General features: G+C 71.4%; 6 protein-coding genes and 1 pseudogene. 4 read left to right on the top strand and 3 right to left on the bottom strand.

Annotation, left to right across the window (positions count from 1 at the left end):
* Both FF041_RS39505 and FF041_RS29915 read right to left on the bottom strand, forming a co-directional pair.
* A partial coding sequence (locus FF041_RS39505; RefSeq protein ID WP_228388718.1) for a hypothetical protein occupies positions 1–341 on the bottom strand: 341 nt, incomplete at its 3' end.
* A 78-nt stretch (positions 342–419) separates the two neighbouring features.
* Positions 420–1,331 carry a LysR family transcriptional regulator gene (locus FF041_RS29915; protein WP_153525687.1) on the bottom strand — a complete coding sequence of 304 codons (912 nt, stop codon included), beginning with the start codon at positions 1,329–1,331 and terminating at the stop codon, positions 420–422.
* A gap of 71 nt (positions 1,332–1,402) precedes the next feature.
* On the opposite strand from FF041_RS29915, the gene FF041_RS29910 reads away from it, so the two are divergent.
* On the top strand, positions 1,403–2,344 hold the full coding sequence (locus FF041_RS29910; protein WP_153525686.1) for an NAD-dependent epimerase/dehydratase family protein: 942 nt from the start codon (positions 1,403–1,405) through the stop codon (positions 2,342–2,344).
* 1 nt (position 2,345) lies between these two features.
* Here the strand turns inward: FF041_RS29910 and FF041_RS29905 are convergent, their stop codons facing one another.
* Positions 2,346–3,266 (bottom strand): LysR family transcriptional regulator, encoded by a 921-nt coding sequence (locus FF041_RS29905; RefSeq protein ID WP_153525685.1) that lies wholly within the window; start codon positions 3,264–3,266, stop codon positions 2,346–2,348.
* Positions 3,267–3,391: 125 nt separating this feature from the next.
* Between FF041_RS29905 and FF041_RS29900 the strand changes: the two genes are divergently transcribed.
* From FF041_RS29900 to FF041_RS38255, 3 genes and pseudogenes are all read left to right on the top strand, one after another.
* Entirely contained in the window at positions 3,392–4,153 is a 762-nt protein-coding gene (locus FF041_RS29900) for an SDR family oxidoreductase (protein ID WP_323393104.1), read from the top strand.
* Positions 4,154–4,244: 91 nt separating this feature from the next.
* Positions 4,245–4,718, top strand: a complete 474-nt coding sequence (locus tag FF041_RS29895; RefSeq protein ID WP_153525683.1) for a cupin domain-containing protein — start codon at positions 4,245–4,247, stop codon at positions 4,716–4,718.
* A gap of 222 nt (positions 4,719–4,940) precedes the next feature.
* Positions 4,941–6,835, top strand: a pseudogene (locus tag FF041_RS38255) (discoidin domain-containing protein); the annotation flags it as partial.

Here is a 6,835-nt window from a genome sequence, read left to right as displayed (position 1 = left end):
GGACTTTCCGATGGGCAATCGGAAAAGATAAAGAGTCTCGTTGAGTGATCCAATAAGATTTCTCTGAGATTTCGTTCGCCGCACGGAGATGGGGGCCTCTCGGCGCCGTGTCCGCTCTTGCGCTTCAGTGGCTCAAAGAGGTCGGGCAAGCCGCCGACCTGTGCGTCGGCGGCGCGGAGTTGACGCGGCCGAATGGTCATGCGGATATCGAAATCCGGGAGGATCTCGTTTCTCGCCAGTGTGCCGAAATCGGCCCCTACCACCCAATGATTGCGCCACTGCGGAAAGCGGCCATACCGTCCGAGGCCGGCGGCGCGGTCGCCGCGCGCATCGCGACCCATGAGCGCCCCGCCGGGCTGGAGCGTGCGGTCTCGGGAGGGCGCCGTCCCCGGAACCGGAGAGCCGTCCCCGGCCCGCGGTCAGGTTCCGTCCACTGCCGTCGCCTGCTCCTGGAGAGCGTTGATCAGGGTCGCGAGCGGGGGATGGCCGTGGCGGCGGCTGATCGTCGCGACGCCGATGTGCCGAGCCGGCCCCGGCCCCGCGATCGGGACGGTGCGTACGCCCGGCGCCTCCGGGACCAGCGCGATGGAGGGGATCAGCGAGATCCCCATGCCCGCGGCGACGAGCGAGCGCGCGAAGAAGTAGTCGGTCGTCGTGCCGCGTATCTCCGGGTCGAAGCCGGCGCGCTCGGCGTAGCGCCGCAGATACGCCTCGGTCTTGAGGCAGCCGAGCACCCAGGGCTCGGCCGCCAGTTCGGCGATGTCGAGCGCGGCGCGGTCCGCCAGTCGGTGTCCCCGGGGCAGGACGACGCGCAAGGGGTCGTCCAGGAGCGCGGTCCACTCCACGGCGGAGTGCCCGCCCGGCCGGCCGGGCAGCGGGCCGTCGAAGTGATAGGCGAGTGCGAGGTCGACGGCGCCCTGGCGAACCAGGGGCAGACTGTCCTCGGGCTCGGCCTCCCTCACATGGAGCACGGTGTCGGGATGGGCGGCGGTCAGCCGGGCGAGGGCGCCGGGCAGCAGGAGTCTGCCGCCGCTGGTGAACGTGGCGACGGTGAGCCGTGTGCGGCCCGTCCCGAGCCGGTCGACCTGTCGCTTCGCGTGTTCGAGCTCCGCGGCGACCGACTCGGCCGCCCCGACCATGATCCGACCGGCCCGGGTGAGGGTGACCCCGCGTGTGCTCCGGGCCACGACCTGGGCGCCGAGGCTGCGCTCCAGCGCGGCCACGTGCTGGGAGACGGCCGAGGGGGTGAGGCGGAGGGCCGCCGCGGCCCGGTTGAAGCTGCCGTGCTCCGCCACGGCCCGCAGGACGCGGAGCCGCTGTATGTCGATCAACAGTTCTCCTTCATACGCGTCCAGTGAACCGGCACTTCTGCTGATGACAGTAGATCTTTCAGGATGAGGTCATGCAAAGAATCTGCGTCATCGGCGGCAGCCGCTACATCGGCATACACCTGGTCCAGCGCCTGCGGGCGGCCGGACACCGGGTCACCTTGATCAACCGTGGCTCCTCCGCACCGCCCCCCGGAGTCGAGCACCTCATCGCCGACCGCGACGATGAATACGCTCTCACCGCCGCCCTCGGCTCCCGCACCTTCGACGCCGTCATCGACCAGTTCTGCTACACCCCGGTGCAGGCGGCTGCCGCCGTCCGCGTCTTCCGCGGCCGTACCCGGCGGTTCGTCATGACGTCCACGATCGAGGTCTACAACCCGGCGACCGCCGCACTGCCCTTTGTCCCGTACGGCACACCCGTCCCGGAGGAGAACGTGGACCTGGCCGCCTGGCCGGTGCGGATGGATCTGCCCTGGCACGACGCGGAGCATCTGGACGCGCACTACGCCGAGGGCAAGCGCCAGGCCGAGGCGGTCTTCACCCGGGACGCCGGCTTCGCGTTCGCCTCCGTACGCGCCGCTCATGTGCTCGGCGGCGGCGCCCAGGACTTCACCGGCCGCCTGGCGCACTACATCGAGCACATCACCCGGGGCACGGAGATCGCCGTGCACGACGAGACGCGGCCCTCGGTCTTCATCCACTACGAGGAGCTGGCGGACCTGCTGCTGTGGGCGGCCACGGCCACCGACTTCACCGGCCCGGTGAACGCCTGCTCCGACGGTCTGCTCGACGTACACGACCTGACCGCCGTCATCGCCGCGCGGACCGGCCGCCGGCCCCTGTACCGGACGGTCGCCGCCGGGGAGACGGCCTCGCCGTACTCCTTCGACCGCCACTACGCCATGAGCAACGCCCGCGCGAAGGAACTGGGTTTCCCCCTCTCCCGTACCACCGACTGGCTGCCCGGCGTCGTCGCCGAGGCTCTCGACGGGGCCGACGCCCCGGCCGTCTGAGTCACGGGAGCTCCGGCCGGTCCGCCGCCGCGCTGTGCGCCCGTACGCGTGTGTGGCGGGCGAGCGCGCCGAGGAAGGCGGTGGTGAGCGGGTCCGGGCGGGGGCGGGTGTACACCGTCAGGCGACGGTCCACGGGAGGGTCCGGGCGCAGCAGTACGCCGGTGAAGCCGGGCGGGACGAGGTTCGCGGGGACGAGGGCGGGGCCGAGCCCGGCGGCGGCGAGCAGCGGCGCGGCGGCGGTCTGCTCGGTGCGTACGGCGACCAGCGGCTGGAACCCGGCCGCGGCGCAGGCGTGGTCGAGGACTTCGGCGAGGCCATGGCCCGGGGCGTAGTGCACCCACGGACGGCGGGCGAGGGCGGCCAGCGGCACGCGGTCGGTGCCGCTGTCGGCGGCGGCCGGGTCACCGGCGGGTACGACGATGACGAACTCCTCTGTTCCCAGGTCGTGCACGGGGCCGTCCCAGGAGTGGGGCGCAGGGCCGACGGCGAGGTCGGGCCGGCCCTTGGCCATCGCCTCCTGGAGCGCGTCGGTGTGGGGGAACTCCATCAGCCGGACGCGGACGCCGGGGTGCCGCTCGTGCCAGGCGCGCAGCACCGGGGGCAGTACGCCGAGGGTGACCGAGTAGACCGTGGCCACCTGGATCTCGCCGGTCTCCAGGCCCACGGCGCGGCGGGCGGCGGTGCGGGCCCGTGCCGCCTCGGCGAGGGCGGCGCGGGCGTGGGGGAGCATGGCGCGGCCCATCGGGGTGAGCCGGACCGACCGGGGGAGACGTTCGAGCAGCGGGCCCCCGGCGTCCCGTTCCAGGGCGCGGACCTGGTGGGACAGGGCCGGTTGGGAGACGTGCAGCAGTGCGGCGGCGCGGGTGAAGGAGCCGGTGTCCACGATGGTGACCAGGTACTCGAACTGCCGCAGGGTTGCCATGAACGGATTTTATGGCTGCGGTAGAAACCAGGTCTTGGACGTATGGCCGGGGTGTGCCGGAGAGTCCTCGTACCGGGCCGTCTCCCTCTGCGGACGGCCGCTGCCGCCCAGCGAAGGACGCCTCCGTGAACGCCTCCACGACCGATCCCGCCACCGCTCCCGCTCACCCCGGGGACGCCCTTGACGGCCGGCGCCTGATCGTCGTCGGCGCGGGCTCGCACATCGGACGGCAGCTCGCGCGGACGGCCTCGGCGGCGGGCGCCGAGCTGATCCTGGCCGGGCCCGACGAGGACCGGCTGAAGGAGACCGCGAGCGGGCTCGCCGGCCCGGCCCGCATCCAGCCGCTCGACCTGGCCGACGAGGACTCGATCACCGCGCTCGCCACGGCGGCCGGCCGCTTCGACCATCTGGTGTCGACGGCGGCGATGCCCGCCAACGGCCCGGTCGCCGGCCTGCGGCTGGCCGCGGTGCAGCGCGCGTTCGCCGCCAAGGTGATCGGTCCGCTGCTCCTCGCCAAGCATCTGGCGGGGCAGGCGGCCGACGGCGGCTCGTTCACCTTCTTCTCCGGGGTCGCCGCATGGCGGCCGGCGCCGGAGCGGGTGGTGATGGCCACGACCAATGGCGCGCTCTCCTTCCTGGTGGAGGCGCTGGCCGTGGAACTGGCGCCCGTGCGCGTCAACGCCGTCTCCCCGGGCATCGTCGACTCCGGAGCCTGGGACGGCCTCGGCGAGGTCAAGGCGGCGTTTCTGCGGGGAATCGCGGAACGCAATCCGGCCAGGCGCGTGGGCGCCCCGGACGACCTGGTCCGGGCCGTGCTGTACGCGATGTCCAATCCGTACGTCACCGGGACGGTCCTGCATGTCGACGGGGGCGGCAGGCTCGTCTGACCGCCGCTGCCCCGGATGGGGGACGGCGCCGTGCGCACCGCTGCCCTCGCCACCGCCCGGATCAGCCCGGCCCCTTCGAAGGAGAGAGCATATGAAGCATGTGACGACGGGAGACAGCGGCCTGCCGCCGGACCTCACGCTCGCCGGAACGGTCGTGGCCGACGACCGTCTCGGCTGGTCCCGCGAGCTGTGCGACGAGTTCGAGGCCAACGCCTTCAACGGCCGTGTCGGGGGCTGTCTCCGCAGCGAGACGGATCACGTCCGCGTCTGGGAGATCCGCCTCGCGCCGGGCGAGCGACTGCCGGTCCACCGGCACGTACTGGACTACTTCTGGACCGCGGTCACCGCCGGCCGCAGCCGCCAGCACACCAGCGACGGCACCACCCGGGATGTCGTGTACGAGCGGGGGGAGAGCCGGCACTTCACCTTCGGTTCCGGCGAATACCTGCTGCACGACCTGGAGAACACCGGCGCGACGACGCTCGTCTTCACCACCGTCGAATTCAAGGAGGGCTCCAATCCGCCGCTGCCGCTCCAGGACCAGGGCGCTGATGAGCGGTCCTGAACATGCGCGTGGCGGCTGACGCCGCCGCGGCGGTCCGCTCCGTCAGGGCAGGCCGACGGAGGCGGACGCCGTGCGAGAGGCGCTGCTGCAAGGCTCCTGCATTCAATCCACATATGTGGACGGCAAGTTGGTCCTGGGACAACCATTGACCAGCTGGATATGTATCAGCACGATGTCAGGGCGACTATCCCTCCGGTTTCCCCCACCTCGCAAGGAGGAACGTTGTCCGCACGATGGAGAGCCGTCGCCGCGTTCAGCGGCGCTTCGGCTGTGCTCGCGGCCTCGGGCTTGGCGATCGGCGCCGTGGATTCAGGAGCCGCCGACGCGCACGCGGCCCCCGCCGCCGTGATCAGCGGCCTCGACCTGTCCCAGGACAATCGGCGCGCTCCGGTGACCGGCCTGTACGACTGGTCGAAGGCGGGCTACCGCGGTGGTGCCGACCTCCCCGGGCCGGCGCAGACCAACCCCGACGCGGCCTGTCGGATCACCCCCGCGGAGCTGGCCGGCCTCGGCGTCAAGCCGAACGACGGGGCCGACGACTCCCGCGGCCTTCAAGCCGCCATCGACCGGATCCGGGCCGACTGTTCACCGGGAGGCAGCTACACCAAGCTGTCGCTGATCACTCTCCCGGCGGGCACGCTCAACGTGACCCGTCAGATCGCCGTGGACGCCGACTACCTCACCCTCCGGGGTGCGGGCAGCGGCCCCGGCGGCACCCGGATCGTGTTCCGGCCGGACGCCGACACCCGCTACGACGCGCTCACCTCGGACGGCTCGGACTGGGACGAGGACGGCATGACCTCGGGCTCGGCCAAAGGCGGATGGATCTGGCCCGGCCGCGGCCTGTTCCGCGTCCAGTCCCGCGGGGTGCACACGGCATACGCGTCCGAGTACGCCGCGGCGCCCGCGAATCGCAGAGACCTCTTCGAGGGCACGGTCAATGTGCACTGGAAGTCCGGATCCAAGCTGCGCGACAAGCCCGGCGACACCGGCTTCGCGGCCCGCACCGGCGACACGGTCGTCCATCTGGCCGCCGGCGGCTCGCGGAGCAACTTCCAGGTGGGCGGTCTGGTCAACATCCGCGCCGCGAACACCCTGAAGTTCTACGCCCAGCAGGACATCCAGCCCCGTGACGGCGCCTTGCAGAACATGCATATGCGGCAGCAGATCTTCACCATCGCCGCGGTGGACACGGCCGGCCGCACCCTGACGCTGGACAAGCCGCTGGAGTACGACGTTCCGGTCACCTCCGTCTCGGACGGCTCGGCTCCGATCGCCGGGGCGACGTACGACTCGAAGGCCGCGCCGCTGGTGGACCCGGTCCTCGGCGTCGGCTTCGAGGACCTGGGCATCACCCATGAGATCCCGGGCCGCGACCCGTCCGAGGCCGAGCAGAACTACGGCAATGTCGCGCCCGCCGAGGAAATGCACGGCATCGTCTTCAAGTGGGCCGCCGACTCCTGGGTCCGCGGGGTGAAGACGGAGATGACCGGGTCCCACCCGATCGTCACCGAGGAGGCGTACCACCTCCAGATCGTCGACAACGAGCTCGACGGCTCCTGGAACAAGGGCAAGGGCGGCAACGGCTACTTCCGCGGCTCGCGGGTCTGGGACTCGCTGTACGCGGGCAATGTCTCCCGGGACCTGCGGCACTTCACCTTCCAGTGGTCGGCCTCGGGCAATGTCGTCATCGGCAACGACCTCGACTCCGACCTGAACCTGCACGGCGGCTGGGAGCGCAACAACCTCTTCGAGAACAACGAGGTGGCCATCCCCTACGACCACCGGTCCGCCAACTGCCGCAGCAATTGCGGTGAAGAGGGCGGTGGCGGCCCCGACGCCTCCACCTGGTATCCGATCTGGTGGGGTGCGGGCAAGAAGGCGGTGAAGTGGTCCGGCTCCAGCGGCCCGCGCAACGTCTTCTTCAACAACGCCATGACCAAGCAGGAGACTCCGGGCGCGGGCTACACCTCGTACTACTCCGAGAAGAGCCGGGTCTACCAGTTCGGCTGGAGCGGTACCGCGTGGAAGCACCTGGACCAGGGCGGTACGCCGGTCCCCGACTGGGCGGGCCGTGAGCGGCTGATCTACACCGGCGGGCACGGTGTGGACGCCGC

This window comes from Streptomyces jumonjinensis, from assembly GCF_009600885.1.
Classification (GTDB): Bacteria; Actinomycetota; Actinomycetes; order Streptomycetales; family Streptomycetaceae; genus Streptomyces; species Streptomyces jumonjinensis.
The sequence above is the reverse complement of the archived record's forward strand: the minus strand, read 5'-3'. Positions and strand labels throughout refer to the sequence as shown.